Origin of the sequence: Caballeronia humi (genome assembly GCF_001544475.1) — a bacterium.
In the GTDB taxonomy this organism is placed as follows: domain Bacteria; phylum Pseudomonadota; class Gammaproteobacteria; order Burkholderiales; family Burkholderiaceae; genus Caballeronia; species Caballeronia humi.
Genome location: NZ_FCNW02000001.1, coordinates 36,484 through 52,105, shown reverse-complemented (window position 1 = coordinate 52,105; position 15,622 = coordinate 36,484). Strand labels below are relative to the sequence as shown.

The window sequence follows — 15,622 nt, the reverse complement described above, 5'->3', positions numbered from 1 at the left end:
CGCGAATCCGGCGCAAACGACCGTCAGACGACGGATTGGCGCGCATGCGCCGGCTATCCCGGTAATATGCACGCGCGCCAGAATCGGGATATATTCGCGTTCATGACAAAATCAAGTCCGATCCCGCCCCGCGACGTCCCGGCGCCCGCCACATGGGACGCGCGGCTCGCCCGCCGCCTTGTCACTCCGCTCGTCGGCACGCCTGTCACGCCGAACCATCTCACCTCGCTGCGCCTGTTGATCGGCCTCGCGGGCGCTTATTATTTGTCGCTCGGGCAATACTGGCTGTGTACGGTGGGGGCGTTGCTGATCGCGCTGTCCAATTTCGTCGATCACACCGACGGCGAACTCGCCCGCATCAGCGGACAGTCGAGCAAGATCGGTCATTTATACGACCTCGCGTGCGATGCGCTCGTGACCGTGCTGCTATTCCTCGGCCTCGGGTTCTACGTAGGCGTTCACCATCCTTCCATGTTCGTGCCGGCCGAGGTGCTCGGCGGCGTCGCGGGCGTGGCCGTCGCGCTGATCTTTTATCTGCGCATGCGCATCGAGTCGATGATCGGCAAGGACGGCACGAAGCAGGCCTCGATGGCCGGCTTCGAGACCGAGGACGTCCTTTATCTCCTGCCGCTCGTCACGCTGCTTAACGGCATGACGCCGTTTTTGATCGCGGCATCGGTCGGCGCGCCGCTTTTCGCCGCGTGGGTCGCGATCGATCATCAGCGGGTGACGCGCGAGGCCGCCGGCAAGGATCTTCAGACAGTACGATGAACCAGGCCGCCAATACGTCGACGGAATCGCCGGGCGAAACCACCGCACGCATTCCCGATACGCGCTCCGGGGCACCGGCCGCGCGCGACATCGATGCGACGCTCAGTGCCCGTCTGCGCGAGCTTACGACCGCGCAACTGCACCAATCCTTCGATCAACAGGGAAGCTTCCTGTATCTCGAAGACTTCCTGCCGCGCGAGTACACCGAGCGCCTGATCGATGCCGTCCACGCGGTCACGCCCGCCGTGAACCGCAACTATCTGCCGGGCCACAAGGCGGGCGGGAGCGTGAGCCGTCACGCGATCGACAAACTCGCGCCGTTTATCGCCGACCTGTATCGGTCGCCCGCCCTGATCGGCTGGCTCGAAGCGATCAGCGGCGACAAATTGCAGCTTTCCCCCGCCGACGATCCGCATGCCTACGCGCTCTATTTCTACACGCGCCCGGGCGACCACATCGGCTGGCACTACGACACGTCTTATTACGAAGGCCGCCGCTACACGCTGCTGCTCGGCGTGATCGACGATTCGTCCTGCCGCCTCGACTACGAACTCCACACACGCAACGACGCCGTGCCCGACGAACCGGGCTCGGTGCAGTATCCGCCGGGTGCGCTCGTCTTCTTCGACGGTGACAAGCTGCGTCATCGCATCACGCCGCTCGGCGCGAACGAGATGCGCGTCTCGCTCACGTTCGAATATGTGACGAACCCGAACATGCGGCCGTGGCAGCGCTTCATCTCGAACATGAAGGATTCGATCGCCTATTTCGGCTTCGGGCAGGTCTTTCGGCGCAAAGCCGGCAAGAACGGAAGCGCATGAGCCGCGCCGGAACCATTCTGCTTTCGATCGGCGTGGTGCTCTTCATCGCGCTGATCGGCTGGCAAGGCTTCGGCTCGGTGGCGTCGACGCTCGCGACCGCCGGCTGGGGCCTCCTGGCCGTCGCGGCGTTTCACCTGCTGCCGGTCGCGCTCGATGCCGGCGCCATCAGCGTGCTCTTTTCGCCGCGTGATCGCGACGTCTCGCTGCGCGACGCGTTGCTCGCGCGCTGGACCGGCGAGTCGGTCAATAGCCTGATGCCCGCCGGCCAGATCGGCGGCCCGATGATGATGGTCCGCTATCTCGCGCAACGTGGGATGCGCGCACGCGATGCCGCCGCCGTCATCACCGTCAGCACGACGATGCAGACCCTCGCGCAACTGATCTTCGCGCTCGCTGGCGTGGCGCTGCTCGGCGGCGGCTCGGGCACGGGCGTGCGCAATGCCGTTTTGGTCGTGATCGCGCTGATTGGCGCGATGACGCTCGGCTTCTATCTCGCGCAGCGGCGCGGGCTGTTTGGCCGGGCGATGCGGTTTGCGTCGTCGGTTGCCGCGCGCTTTTCGGCGAAACGCGACTGGTCGTCGCTGGTGACGCGCGCCGAAGCCGTCGATGCCGCCGTCCACGAGATGTATCGCGAGCGCGGCAAGGTCGCGGCAAGCTTTCTGTTGAGCCTCGTCGGCTGGTTCGTCGGCACGGGCGAAGTGTGGCTCGTGCTGCGTCTGCTCGGCCATCCGGTCGACTGGACCGATGCGCTGATCCTCGAAAGCCTCGGCCAGGCGATTCGCGGCGCGGCCTTCGCGATTCCCGGCTCGCTCGGCGTGCAGGAGGGCGGTTATCTGCTGCTCGCGCGGCTCGTCGGCTTGCCGCCGGAAGTCGCGCTCGCGCTGTCGCTAGCCAAGCGGGCGCGCGAACTCCTGCTCGGGCTGCCGGGCATCGTCTATCTGCATTTCGTTGAAAAGGGCTGGCAGCGCCGCCGTCTCGCGCGCGTGCCGGAGATCGACTGATTCATCCTCGAAGGGATAAGAATGCGCGCAATAATTCTTGCGGCCGGGATGGGCTTGCGCCTCGTCCAGCCGGAAGGGCAGCAAAAGCCAAAGTGTCTGTTGCGCTTCGGCGATGCCTCGCTGCTCGAACGCCATCTGCAATTGCTCAAAACCGCCGGTGTCGATGAAATGGTGTTCGTGCTCGGGTTCAAGCACGAGCAAGTCGAGGCGGAACTCGCGTCGATCGACTGGAAGCCGGCGACCGAGGTCGTCGTGAACAGCGAGTTTTCGCTTGGCAGCGTGCTGTCCGTGCACACCGCGGCCGAGGCGCTCACGCGTGGCGGCGACGTGCTGCTGATGGACGCCGACGTGCTCTACGACGAACGGATTCTCGAACCGCTCGTGGCGAACGCCCACGCGCACGTGAACCGCCTGTTGATCGACCGCGATTTCGAAGCCGGCGACGAGCCCGTGAAGCTGTGCATCGACAACGGCGTGCCGGTCGAACTGAGGAAGCAGGTGGCGGCCGGGTTGAAGTTCGACACGATTGGCGAATCGGTGGGCTTTTTCCGCTTCGATGAGCACGCGGCGAAGCGCCTCGCGGAGATCGTCGCGAATTACGTCGCGACGGGCCGCGCGAATCTGCCGCACGAAGAAGCGGTGCGCGACCTCCTCCAGGAGCGTAGCCACGTATTCGACATCGCCGACGTGACCGGCGCACCGTGGATCGAAATCGACTTTCAAAACGACGTGACGCGCGCAGCCGACGAAGTGCTGCCGCAATTGAACCAGCTTGCCGGAGCACTGCGATGAACGCACCAGGACACCTTCCCGCCGGATTTTCGCGCACGATGCGCCTGCGCGAGATGCTGCAAAGCAACCGTCTCGAATTCATGATGGAAGCGCACAACGGCTTGTCCGCGCGCATCGTGAAGGAAGCGGGCTTCAAGGCGATCTGGGGTTCGGGCCTCGCGATTTCCGCGCAGTTCGGCGTGCGCGACAACAACGAAGCGAGCTGGACGCAGGTCGTCGACATGCTCGAATTCATGGCTGACGCGAGTGACTTGCCGATCCTGCTCGACGGCGACACCGGCTACGGCAACTTCAACAACGTGCGGCGGCTGGTGCGCAAGCTCGAGCAGCGCGGCATCGCGGGCGTGTGTATCGAGGACAAGCAGTTTCCGAAGACCAACAGCTTCATCAACGGCGAGGCGCAGCCGCTCGCCGACATCGACGAATTCTGCGGCAAGATCAAGGCCGGCAAGGATTCTCAGAGCGATCCGAATTTCTCGATTGTCGCGCGCGTCGAGGCGCTGATCGCCGGCTGGGGCATGGAAGAGGCGCTGCGGCGCGCGGAAGCGTACCGGCAGGCCGGCGCCGACGCGATCCTGATCCACAGCAAGCTCTCGAAGCCCGACGAGATCCTGACCTTCGCGCGCGAGTGGGCCGGGCGCGGGCCGCTCGTCATCGTGCCGACGAAGTACTACAGCACGCCGACCGACGTGTTCCGCCAGGCGGGCATCAGCACCGTGATCTGGGCGAATCACTTGATCCGCGGCGCGACTTCCGCGATGCAGGCGATCGCGAAGGAAATCCACGAAAGCGAGACGCTCGTGAACGTGGAAGACCGGATCGCGGCGGTGAACGAGATTTTCCGCCTGCAGGACGCCGACGAATATTCGGCGGCCGAGAGCGTGTATCTGTCGGCGTCGAATTCGGCGAGGAGCGCGGTCGTGCTCGCGGCGAGCCGTGGCGCGGGGCTCGAAGCCGTCACCGCCGATCGTCCGAAGGTCATGCTGCCGATCGCGGGCAAGCCGCTGTTGCGGCATCTCGTCGAGGCGTTCAAGAAGGAAGGCATCAACGACATTACGGTCGTCGGCGGCTATCGGGCAGACGCGATCGATACGTCGGGCATCCGGCTCGTCGTCAATGAACAGCACGAGGCGACGGGCGAACTGGCATCGCTTGCATGCGCGGCGAAGTCGTTCCCGGGCGATACCGTCATTTCCTACGGCGATCTGCTTTTCCGCAGCTACATCCTGCGCGATCTCGTGGAATCGGATAGCGACTTCTGCGTCGTCGTGGATTCGTCGCAGGCGCCGCAAGCCGGCGTCGCCGCAACCGATTTTGCCTATTGCTCCACGGCCGACGATCGCGCGCTCTTCGGGCAGAAAGTGTGGCTCGAAGGTGTTGTGAGCGCCGCGTCGGAAAGCGCTCAAACCGGCACCCCGCAAGGCCGCTGGATGGGCCTGCTCAACGTGCGCGGCGACGCGCGCGAGCGCCTGCTGGCTACGCTCGCGCAACTGCAACAGCGCGACGACTTCGCGAAGCTCGACATGGCTGCGCTTCTCAATGCACTTGTGGAAGCGGGTGAGCGCATCGAAGTGCAGTACGTGCACGGCCACTGGCGCGGCGTCAACGATCTCGACGATTTCCGCCGCGCCGCCGATTTCGCGCACGAGCAGACGCCGTTCGGATCGGCGGAGGGCGCGCGTGATTGAGGCCGCCCAGTTCGTCGAGGCCGCGCGCGAGCGGGGTTTCGACTGGTACGCCGGCGTGCCCTGCTCTCATCTCACGCCGTTCATCAACTACGTGCTGCAGGACGAGTCGCTGCACTACGTGTCGGCGGCGAACGAGGGCGATGCCGTCGCGCTGATCGCGGGCGTCGCGCTGGGTGCGCGCAACGGCCGGCGCGGCATCGCGATGATGCAGAACTCGGGCCTCGGCAATGCCGTGAGTCCGCTGACTTCGCTCAACTGGACGTTTCGGTTGCCGCAGCTTCTGATCGTGACGTGGCGCGGACAGCCGGGCGTCGCCGACGAACCGCAACACGCGCTGATGGGGCCCATCACGCCCGCGATGCTCGACACGATGGAGATCCCGTGGGAGCTGTTTCCCACCGAAGCCGATGCGATCGGTCCCGCACTCGATCGCGCGACCGCGCATATGGACAGCACGGGCCGGCCTTTTGCGCTCGTGATGCAGAAGGGCAGCGTCGCGCCGTACGCGTTGAAGAAGACGGGGTTGAGCGGTGTGCGTGAGCGTGCGGCTCGTGCGCCGGTTGAACGCTTCGAAGGCGAGCGCGTCACGCGCAGGGAAGCGCTGGATCGCGTGATCGGGCTGACGCCGAAGGATTCGACGGTCGTTCTCGCATCGACGGGATTCTGCGGCCGCGAGCTCTACGCCGCCGACGATCGCGAGAACCAGTTGTATCTCGTCGGCTCGATGGGCTGCGTCACGCCGATGGCGCTCGGTCTCGCGCTGTCGCGTCCCGACCTGCGCGTGGTCGCGCTCGACGGCGACGGCGCCGCGCTCATGCGCATGGGCGTGTTCGCGACACTCGGCGCGTACGGTCCGTCGAACCTCGCGCATTTGCTGCTCGACAACGGCGCGCACGAATCGACCGGCGGCCAGGCGACGGTTTCGCGCGGTGTCGATTTCGCGGCGATCGCGTCGGCGTGCGGCTACGCGCTTGCGCTCGACGGCGATGATATCGGGGTGATCGATCGTTTTTTGGACGCGAAGGATGTCGATGGCGTGCGCTTCGCGCGGCTGTCGATCAGGACAGGTACGCCGGGCGACTTGCCGCGTCCGTCGATTGCGCCCGAGGACGTGCGCGCGCGGTTGCAGGCGCACATCGCGCGCTAATCCTGCTTGCAGAAGATCGCGGTGATGAAGGGCGCGACGTGATGGACGGTCGCGTCGCTGCCCGTCGCGCGCACTTTCGGTTCCACAGCGCTGTCGCGTCCGATCACGACCACGCCGTAAGCCGAGTCCGCGATCGGCTCACCGGTTCCCTTCCGGAAAATCGGATCGTCCTTCTGATAAGCGACGACCGCATACACGCTGAAGCCGAACGCCGTCAACTGGCTGTCCTTCGTCGGACGAAAGGCGTTGACCGAGTTCGGCTCGACGCGCATCGGCTTGGCTTCGATCAGGTTCTGTTGCAGGAGCGGCGCGACGAACGCGTGCCCAGTCGATTTGCAGTCGAGCTGGTCGTCGAGTGCGTAGGCGCAGGAAATCGCGGGGAGGAGAGCCAGGGCCCAAGCGATATGAACGGGATGCTTCATCGTTCGATGCAGTGTGAAAATCAGACTGTAGCTGCAAGCGGCGAAGCGTGCTCAAAAGTGCGTCCGTATGATTGAAAACGCCCTGAATGCTCAGGGCGTTTTTGCTTGCATGCCGCTACATGTCAAGCCGCCAACTCCAGCGCCGCCCCCTTTCTTGCATCCCGCCGATGCACGCAATTACCCGCCGCATAGGTCTCGAACACGGCGCGATCGTCGCCGAGCAGAGCGAACGCGAACAACAGTTCCTCCAGCGATTCCGCCCGCGACGTGCGCCGCGCCAGCAACGGCGTGCCCGCCGGATCGAGCACCGCAAAATCGGCTTCGCTTCCCGGCGCAAGCGTGCCGACCTTGTCGTCGAGATCGAGCACTTTCGCGGCGCCCGTCGTCGAGAGCCAGAACATGCGCGTCGCCGTCAGATGATGGCCCGTGAGACGCGCGATCTTGTGCGCTTCGTTCATCGTCTGCAGCATCGAGAACGACGTGCCGCCGCCGACGTCCGTCGCCAGCGCCACCGGCATGTTTGCCGCGCCCGCCTTTTCGAAGTCGAAGAGGCCGCTGCCGAGGAACAGGTTCGACGTCGGACAGTGCGACGCCACCGCGCCCGTCTCCGCCATGCGCTGGCGGTCGGCATCGTCGAGATGGATACAGTGGCCGTACACCGCGCGACGGCGCAGCAAGCTGTAGTGATCGTAGATGTCGAGATAACTGCGATGACCCGGGAACAGGCTCTCGACCCATTTGATCTCGTCAGTGTTCTCCGCGACGTGCGTCTGGATGAACACGTCCTCGTGCGCACGCGCGAGCACACCGCACGCTTCGAGCTGCGCTTCGGTCGAGGTCGGCGCGAAACGCGGTGTCAGTGCGTATTGCTGGCGGCCGCGGTTGTGCCAGCGCGCGATCAGCTCGGCGCTGTCGTCGTAGCCGGACTGCGCCGTGTCCTGCAGGAAATCCGGGCAATTGCGATCCATCAGCACCTTGCCCGCGACCATCCGCAGATTGCGCGACTCGCTCTCGCCGAAGAACGCATCGGCGGATTCCTTGTGCACGGTGCAGTACACGAGCGCGGTCGTCGTGCCGCAGGCGAGTAGTTCATCGAGGAAGAAGCTCGCGGTCTCGCGTGCGTGCGCCGGGTCGCTGAACGCGCGCTCGGTCGGGAACGTGTACGTGTTGAGCCACGGCAAGAGACCCGGCGCCGGCGACGCGATCATGTCCGTCTGCGGGTAGTGAATGTGCGAATCGATGAAGCCCGGCACGATCAGCTTGTCGCGCATGGTTTTGACGATCGCATCCGGCGCGAGGCGCGAGCGCAGCGCCGTGTAGGCGCCCGCCGCAACGACGCGCCCGTCCTCGACGATCAGCAGGCCGTCTTCCTCGAAAATCGCGCCGTCGGACGCGTGCGCGGGGTCGTCGCGGAAAGTGAGAAGCTGGGCGCGGTAGGCGGTTTGAGTCATGGTGCAACGTCTCCAAATACTTTAGTCATTGTTCAAAGCTGGGTCAGCAACAGCAGTGAAAGGGCGGCGACCACCCACATCGCCGGCTTGATCGCCTTGACCTGGCCGGTGAAGGCCTTGATCACGACGAACGCGAGAAAACCGTACGCGATACCGTCGGTGATCGAATAGGTCAGCGGGATCAGGATCATCGCGAGGAAGGCGGGGATCGCTTCGTCGAAACGATGCCATTCGATCTGCGTGATCGATTCCATCATGAACACGCCGACCAGCACGAGCGCGGGCGCGGTCGCAATCGCCGGAACGAGCGAGAGCAGCGGCGAGAGAAACAGGAACGGCAGGAAGCACAGTCCCGCGATCACCGCGACGAGCCCCGTTCGCCCGCCCGCCGAGATACCCGCCGCCGATTCGATATAGGCGTTCGCCGGGCTCGTGCCGAGCGGCGCGGAAACCAGCGCGGAGAACGCATCGACGATCATCGACTGGCGGATGTTGCGCGGGTTGCCATCCTTGTCGTAGAGCTTGCCGGCTTCGGAAATCGCCATGAAGGTCGAGAGCGCATCGAAGAACGACGTGAAGAGCATCACGAAGATGAACGGCCAGTAGATCACCTTCAGCGACCCGATCAGATCGAGCTGGCCGATGCCCGAGAAGTCCGGCGCCGAGAAGAGGCCGTTCCAGTTGACGAGCGTTCTTGTCGCGATCGCGGCGGGCCAGTACGCGGTGCCGTCGCCCCAGAAGCGACCGATGGGGATCGCGATGATCGTCGTGAACACGATGCCGAGCATCAGCGCGCCCGTCACGCGGCGCGCGACGAGGACCGTCGTGACGGCCAGCCCGATCAGGAACGTCACCACGACCGGATTAAGCGACGCCGAATGCACGATCGTGACCGGATCGCCGACGACGAACTTCGCGTTCACGAGCCCGATCAGGCTGATGAACAAGCCGATGCCGCACGACACCGCGTGCCGCAGATTCGCCGGAATCGCATCGACGACGAGCTTGCGCGCGTTGAACGCCGCGAGCAGCGCGAAGATCACCCCGGACCAGAAGACGCAGCCGAGCGCGGTCTGCCACGGCATCTTGCCGCCGTGAACCATCACGAACGCGAAGAGCGCGTTCATACCCATGCCGGGCGCGACGAGTACCGGGTTGCGCGCATAGAGGCCCATCGCGCAACTGCCGAGGAAGCTGACGATGACGGTCGCCGTGAGCGCGGCCGGGAAGGGCACGCTCGCTTGCGAAAGAATGCCCGGATTGACGACGATGATGTACATCGCCGTGAGGAACGTCGTGATGCCCGCGACGACTTCCGTCTTCACCCGCGACCCGGCCGCGCGGATGCCGAAGTAGCGTTCGAGCGTCGTGGTGTCGCGTTCGATCGATGCTGTGGTTTCCATCTTCATGACTTATGTTGCTTTATGCGGCTTCGTGCCAGTAAGCGTCGAGCTTCGCGACCATCGCGTCGCGCTCGACGGGCGTCACGAACGACGCTTCGAGGCTGTTCTTCAGGAGCGTGTAGACCTCGTCGTCCGAGAGCTTGAGCGCATCGACGATCGCGAAGTAGTTGGCGTTCACGTAGCCCCCGAAGTACGCGGGGTCGTCGGAATTGACCATTACCGCGACGCCCTTGTCGAGCAGATCCTTGAGCGTGTGCTTCTCCATGTCGTCGAAGACGCAGAGCTTCAGATTCGACAGCGGACACACGGTCAGCGCGATGCGCGCATCCGCGAGACGCGCGACGAGCGCCGGGTCTTCGATGCTGCGCACGCCGTGATCGACGCGATCCACTTTCAGCAGGTCGAGCGCTTCGTAGACATACGCGGGCGGACCTTCTTCACCCGCGTGCGCGACGAGCTTCAGACCCTTCTCGCGCGCCCTGGCGAACACGTTCTGGAACTTCGAAGGCGGATGCCCTTGCTCCGACGAATCCAGCCCCACACCGATCAGACGGTGCTTGTATTTATCGAAGAGCGGCAGGGCTGCATCGAACGTGGCGAGCGCGTCTTCCTCGGAGAGATGGCGCAGGAAGCAGAGAATCATCTTGCTCGTCAGGCCGCGCTTTTCGCCTTCGGCCAATGCGCGCTCGATGCCCGCGACGACCGTTTCGATCGGCACGCCGCGTTCGGTATGCGTCTGCGGATCGAAGAAGATTTCCGTATGCGTGACGTGATCGGCTAGCGCGCGTTCGACGTACGCCATCGTCATGTCGTAGAAGTCCGCTTCGTGCAGGAGCACGCTCGCGCCCGCGTAGTAGATGTCGAGGAACGATTGCAGGTCGGTGAACGCGTAGGCGGCGCGCAGCGCGTCGATCGACTCGTAGGCGAGCTTCACGCCGTTGCGTTGCGCGAGCTGGAAGATCAGCTCGGGTTCGAGCGAGCCTTCGATATGGATGTGCAGCTCGGCCTTGGGCGCCCGGGCGATTTTGTCAGCGAGTGTGGGGTTCATGCCTGGTTTTATAGTGGGCTAAGTGGTGATTCACGCCATCTGCTGCGACGGCGCGTGGGCATTCGCTTCAACCGCCTGCAGCAGTTGGGCTGCCGCTGCGACGGCAATGACTTCCGGCGCTTTATCGACGATGCCATCCACGCCGATCGGGCAGATCATGCGGGCGATGCGCGCCGGGTCGATGCCGCGCGCGGCGAGCCGGTGTTCGAACTGCTTGCGCTTCGTATGCGAGCCGATCATGCCGAAGAACGCGAAGTCGCCGCGCTGCAGGATGCGCTCCGCGAGCACGAGATCGACCGTGTGGTTGTGCGTCATCACGATGAAATACGTGTTCGGCGGCGCGGCATCGACGGCGGAATCGGGCGCGTCATTCGGCTCGATCGTGACGTTTTGCGGCAGGTACTGCGGGGCGGGAAACGCGGCGTCGCGCTCGTCGACCCAGGTGACGTGGCACGGCAGCGTCGCGAGCACGCGCACGAGCGCCGCGCCGACGTGCCCCGCGCCGAACAGCACGACCGGGAACTCGTGCGGGGCGATGGTTTCGGTGAGCAGCGCGCCGCTGTCGTCGAAACCGGCGCCGTCCCAGAGCAGGCAGTCCGAGCCTTGCACGCCGGGCTCCGGGTCCGAGATCATCACGGCATCGGGCGCGGCGCTGAACGACACGCTGCGCACCGTCGAGAGACCCTGCGCCGTGCGCTTGCTGAGCGACGTGACCCAGCCGAGATCGGAGACGTCGAGCCGTTCGAACGCGAGTACGACCGCGCCGCCGCAGCATTGTCCGAGGCTGGGGCCGAGCGCGAAGCGTTCGAGCCGCCGCATGCGCGGGCTGCGCATGCCGTCCTTCAGCACCTGCCGCGCGGTCTCGATCGCCTTCCATTCGAGATGGCCGCCGCCGATCGTATAGCGCGCGTCCTCACGCGTGACGATCATCTTCGTGCCCGGCTCGCGCGGTGCGGAGCCTTCGACGCGCGCGACCGTCACGAGCACGAGCGCGTCGCCGTGCGCGAGCAGTTGTTGCAGGTCGTGCAGCCATGCTTGCATCGATTGCGCTCCTTGTTGGTTATCGGGAAGGCGCTAGTTTACCGGCGCCGGCTGAGCCACGTCGGTCGTGCTCGGCGGGTGCTGGGACAGCGTGTAGGCATCGAGCGCATCGAGAATCGCTTCGGGCGTCGCGGGGGCGCGGAGCCTTGGCGCATCGGTTGCATCCGGTGCCGCCGATGCGATCGCCGCGCGAATCGCGAGCAGCACCGAGAACGACAGCAAAAGCGGCGGCTCACCGACCGCCTTCGAGCGGAACACGGTTGGCTCGGCGTTGTCGTTGCGAAAGAGCGCGACGTTGAACGCGGCAGGCGTGTCGCTGATCGCGGGGATCTTGTACGTGGACGGCGCGTGCGTCATCAGGCGCCCGTCGCGGTTCCACCAGAGTTCCTCGGTCGTGAGCCACCCCATGCCCTGGATGAAGCCGCCTTCCACCTGTCCGATGTCGATCGCCGGATTGATCGACTGACCGGCGTCGTACAGCAGATCGGTGCGCACGAGTTTCCACTCGCCGGTGAGCGTATCGACGACCACTTCCGACACCGCCGCGCAATACGCGAAGTAGTAGAACGGGTGGCCCTGCAGCGTCTTCGCGTCCCAGTGAACCTTGGGCGTCGCGTAAAAGCCGTCGGACCACAACTGCACGCGCGCCAGATAGGCCGCCGCGACGAGCTGGTTGAACGGCATCTCGCCGCCGTTCGAATCGACGACGCCGTTGTGAAAGCGCACGTCATCCGCCACGCCGCCGAGCTGCTTCGCGGCGAGTTCCGCGAGGCGCGCGCGGATCGTGAGCGCAGCGGCTTCGGCGGCTTTGCCGTTGAGATCGCTTCCCGTCGATGCCGCCGTCGCCGACGTGTTCGCGACTTTCGACGTATCGGTCGCGGTCACGCGCACGCGCGAGAGCGCGACGCCCAGCGCGTTCGCCACGACCTGCGCGACCTTCGTGTTGAGGCCCTGACCCATCTCCGTGCCGCCGTGATTCACGAGCACCGAGCCGTCCTTGTAGACGTGGACGAGCGCGCCTGCCTGGTTCAAAAACGGCACGTTGAACGAGATGCCGAACTTGACCGGCGTGAACGCGATGCCCCGCTTGAGCACCGGGCTCGTCGCATTAAACGCTGCAACCTCGGCGCGCCGCGCGTGATAGCCGCTCGATGCGATCAACTCGTCGGTGAGCGGCGCGATCACGTTGTCAGCGACTTTCTGGCCATACGGCGTCGTGTCGCGCTCGCCTATGCCGTAGTAGTTCGCGCGCCGAACGTCGAGCGGATCGCGCTTCAGCCGATGTGCGACCTCGTCGAGCAGCACTTCCATCACGAGCGCGCCCTGCGGCCCGCCGAAGCCGCGAAACGCCGTGTTCGACTGCGTGTTCGTCTTGCACGCCATCGCGAGGATATCGACGTCGTTCAGGTAGTACGCGTTGTCGAAGTGGCAGACGGCGCGCGTCGCGACCGCGCCCGACAGATCCGCCGAATACCCCGCCCGCAACGCGATCTCGACGCGCGCGCCCAGCAGCCGCCCGTCGTCGTCGAAGCCGGCCGCGTAGGTGTAGACCGCGTCGTGACGCTTGCCGGTGATCATGAAGTCGTCGTCGCGGTCGGCGCGCAGCTTCACCGGCCGATGCAGCTTCTGCGCCGCCAGCGCCGCGACGCACGCGAACACCGCCGACTGCGATTCCTTCCCGCCGAAGCCACCGCCCATGCGCCGGCATTCGCAAATCACGTTGTGCGTCGGCCAGCCGAGCATGTGCGCGACGACGTGCTGCATCTCGCTCGGATGCTGTGTCGAGCTGTGGACGAACATGCCGTCGAGTTCCTTCGGGATCGCATAGGCGACCTGGCCTTCGAGATAGAACTGCTCCTGCCCGCCGACCTCGAATTCCCCTTCGATCCGGTGCTTCGCCGCCGCGATTTTTGCGTCCGGATCGCCGCGCCGCAGATGCAGCGGCGGCAGCACGAACTGCTTTTTCTCCTTTGCATCGCGTGGCGTGAGCACGGCTTCGAGCAGGTCGTAGCGCACCACGTCCTCGCTTTTTGCGAGCGACGCCGCGCGCCGCGCGAGATCGTGGCTTTCGGCGATCACCGCGAAGACAGGCTGGCCAAGATACTGCACGAGGCCGTCGGCGAGAATCGGGTCGTCGTGGAGCACCGGGCCGCAGTTGTTCTCGCCGGGGATATCGGCGGCGGTCAGCACGGCGATCACGCCCGGCGCCGCGCGCACCGCGTCGAGATCGAGCGCGACGATGCGCGCGTGCGCATGCCGCGAGAGCCCGAGCGCGGCGTGCAGCGTGCCGCGCAACTCGGGGATATCGTCGATGTAGGTTGCTTCGCCGCTTACGTGCAGCGTCGCGGATTCGTGCGGCAGGCCGACGCCGATCGCCTGCGGCTCCAGCGCCGCGGCTGCGGCGAGCGGTTCGCTGACGTTGTTCATGGCAGTTCCTTGAGTGCGCCGTTCGCTTGCGCCTCGAACGCGAACGCGCTGACGTCGAAGAGGGCGAGCGGGGCGTCGCCGCGCGTTTCGAGATAGAAGCGCCACAGCACGTTGCGCGCGATTTTGCTGCGGTAGGCGCTTGACGCGCGCATGTCGGTGAGCGGCTGGAAATCGGCGTCGAGCGCGGTCATCGCTTCACGCACGTTCGACTCCGACCACTCCTCGCCGACGAGCGCCGCTTCGGCCCGCGCGGCGCGCTTCGGCGTCGCCGCCATGCCGCCGAACGCGATGCGCGCGCCCGACACGCGCGTGCCGGTGAGCTTCACGGCGAACGCCGCGCACACGGCCGAGATGTCCTGGTCGTAGCGCTTCGAGATTTTGTAAGTGCGAAAACGCAGATCCGTCGAAGGCCGCGGGACGCGGATCGCCGCGACGAATTCGCCGGCATCGAGTGCGGTCTTCTGATAGCCGAGATAAAACGCGTCGAGCGGCAGCGCGCGGATTTTATCGGCTTTTTGCAGCACGACCTGGGCGTCGAGCGCGATCAGCGCGGGCATCGAATCGCCTATCGGCGAGCCGTTCGCGACGTTGCCGCCGAGCGTGCCGGCGTTGCGGATCGGCAGCGAGGCGAAGCGTGTCCACAATTCGGCGAGTTCGGGGTAGTCGACAGCGAGCGCGGCGTACGCATCCTCGAGCGATGCCGCCGCGCCGATCGTGAGGTTCTGCGCATCGCGCGAGATCGCCTTCAGTTCGGCGACATTGCCGATGTACAGGATGTCGCCGAGATCGCGGAACTGTTTCGTGACCCACAAGCCGACGTCCGTGCTGCCCGCCAGAATGCGCGCGTTCGGATGCGCCGCGCGCAGGCGGGCGAAGTCGGCGAGCGTCGCCGGGGCGTGGAAGGTGGGCGAGCCGAACGCGGCGCCGCGCGCGTCGGGCGCGGTGTATTCGAAGGTGCCGGCGCGGCGGATCGCTTGGAGCGACGCCTTGAGCGCCGCGTGATCGAACGGCACGCGCGGATAGTCGAACATCTTCTGCGCGGCATCGACGATCGGACGATAGCCCGTGCAGCGGCACAAATTGCCGGAGAGGGCGGTGCTGATTTCGTCGCGGGTCGGCAGGCCGGCGTTCGTCGGCTGGTTCTCGTAGAGCGCCCACAGCGACATCACGAAGCCCGGCGTGCAGAAGCCGCACTGCGAGCCGTGGCAATCGACGAGCGCCTGCTGCACGGGATGCAGCGCGCCATCGGCGGCGCGCAAGTCTTCGACGGTGAAAAGCGCGCGGCCGTCGAGCGTCGGCAGGAACTGGATGCACGCGTTGACGGCCTTCAGCGCCACCTCGCCGTGCACATCGAGCTCGCCGATTACGACCGTGCACGCGCCGCAGTCGCCCTCGGCACAGCCTTCCTTCGTGCCAGTGCATTGCTGCACCTCCCGAAGGTGCTGGAGGACAGTGCGCGTCGCGGGCGCATCGCCGATTTCGCGGACGGCGCCGTGCTGGAGAAAGCGGATGGTTTGCGTTGTCATAAAAAAATCCGAGACATTGCGGATCGGGCGCGCGTTACGCGTGCCAGGCTGCGCCTAAGGCAAGCCGGACACGGCGCACGTAGA

General features: G+C 65.5%; 13 protein-coding genes. 6 read left to right on the top strand and 7 right to left on the bottom strand.

Annotated elements, in window-relative coordinates; translation table 11 throughout:
• Positions 1–102 precede the first annotated feature (102 nt).
• The 6 genes from AWB65_RS00245 to aepY are packed head-to-tail and all read left to right on the top strand — an operon-like array spanning position 103 to position 6,220.
• Positions 103–771: a CDP-alcohol phosphatidyltransferase family protein gene (locus AWB65_RS00245; RefSeq protein ID WP_087665666.1), complete on the top strand. Its 669-nt coding sequence runs from the start codon at positions 103–105 to the stop codon at positions 769–771.
• Complete coding sequence (locus AWB65_RS00240) at positions 768–1,592, top strand: HalD/BesD family halogenase (RefSeq protein ID WP_235007462.1); 825 nt, start codon at positions 768–770, stop codon at positions 1,590–1,592. The genes AWB65_RS00245 and AWB65_RS00240 overlap by 4 nt, the downstream gene beginning before the upstream one ends.
• Positions 1,589–2,593: a flippase-like domain-containing protein gene (locus AWB65_RS00235; protein ID WP_087665249.1), complete on the top strand. Its 1,005-nt coding sequence runs from the start codon at positions 1,589–1,591 to the stop codon at positions 2,591–2,593. The genes AWB65_RS00240 and AWB65_RS00235 overlap by 4 nt, the downstream gene beginning before the upstream one ends.
• A 21-nt stretch (positions 2,594–2,614) precedes the next feature.
• Positions 2,615–3,385, top strand: a complete 771-nt coding sequence (locus AWB65_RS00230) for a phosphocholine cytidylyltransferase family protein (RefSeq protein WP_087665248.1) — start codon at positions 2,615–2,617, stop codon at positions 3,383–3,385.
• Positions 3,382–5,073, top strand: a complete 1,692-nt coding sequence (gene aepX, locus AWB65_RS00225) for a phosphoenolpyruvate mutase (protein ID WP_087665247.1) — start codon at positions 3,382–3,384, stop codon at positions 5,071–5,073. The genes AWB65_RS00230 and aepX overlap by 4 nt, the downstream gene beginning before the upstream one ends.
• The gene (gene aepY, locus AWB65_RS00220; protein WP_087665246.1) at positions 5,066–6,220 is read left to right on the top strand and encodes a phosphonopyruvate decarboxylase; all 1,155 of its coding nucleotides are present in this window, start codon (positions 5,066–5,068) and stop codon (positions 6,218–6,220) included. Before aepX ends, aepY begins: the two co-directional genes overlap by 8 nt.
• On the opposite strand, the gene AWB65_RS00215 is transcribed toward aepY, so the two are convergent.
• The 7 genes from AWB65_RS00215 to xdhA all read right to left on the bottom strand — a co-directional run bounded on the left by AWB65_RS00215 (position 6,217) and on the right by xdhA (position 15,538).
• Positions 6,217–6,642: a hypothetical protein gene (locus AWB65_RS00215; RefSeq protein ID WP_087665245.1), complete on the bottom strand. Its 426-nt coding sequence runs from the start codon at positions 6,640–6,642 to the stop codon at positions 6,217–6,219. The genes aepY and AWB65_RS00215 overlap by 4 nt on opposite strands.
• Before the next feature lie 122 nt (positions 6,643–6,764).
• Complete coding sequence (gene guaD, locus AWB65_RS00210; protein ID WP_087665244.1) at positions 6,765–8,093, bottom strand: guanine deaminase; 1,329 nt, start codon at positions 8,091–8,093, stop codon at positions 6,765–6,767.
• Between the two features lie 32 nt (positions 8,094–8,125).
• The gene (locus AWB65_RS00205) at positions 8,126–9,496 is read right to left on the bottom strand and encodes an NCS2 family permease (RefSeq protein WP_087665664.1); all 1,371 of its coding nucleotides are present in this window, start codon (positions 9,494–9,496) and stop codon (positions 8,126–8,128) included.
• 19 nt (positions 9,497–9,515) lie between these two features.
• Complete coding sequence (locus AWB65_RS00200; RefSeq protein WP_087665243.1) at positions 9,516–10,544, bottom strand: adenosine deaminase; 1,029 nt, start codon at positions 10,542–10,544, stop codon at positions 9,516–9,518.
• 30 nt (positions 10,545–10,574) lie between these two features.
• On the bottom strand, positions 10,575–11,585 hold the full coding sequence (xdhC, locus tag AWB65_RS00195; protein WP_087665242.1) for a xanthine dehydrogenase accessory protein XdhC: 1,011 nt from the start codon (positions 11,583–11,585) through the stop codon (positions 10,575–10,577).
• Positions 11,586–11,618: 33 nt separating this feature from the next.
• Entirely contained in the window at positions 11,619–14,012 is a 2,394-nt protein-coding gene (xdhB, locus tag AWB65_RS00190; protein ID WP_087665241.1) for a xanthine dehydrogenase molybdopterin binding subunit, read from the bottom strand.
• Complete coding sequence (xdhA, locus tag AWB65_RS00185) at positions 14,009–15,538, bottom strand: xanthine dehydrogenase small subunit (protein ID WP_087665240.1); 1,530 nt, start codon at positions 15,536–15,538, stop codon at positions 14,009–14,011. Before xdhA ends, xdhB begins: the two co-directional genes overlap by 4 nt.
• Between the last annotated feature and the right edge of the window lie 84 nt (positions 15,539–15,622).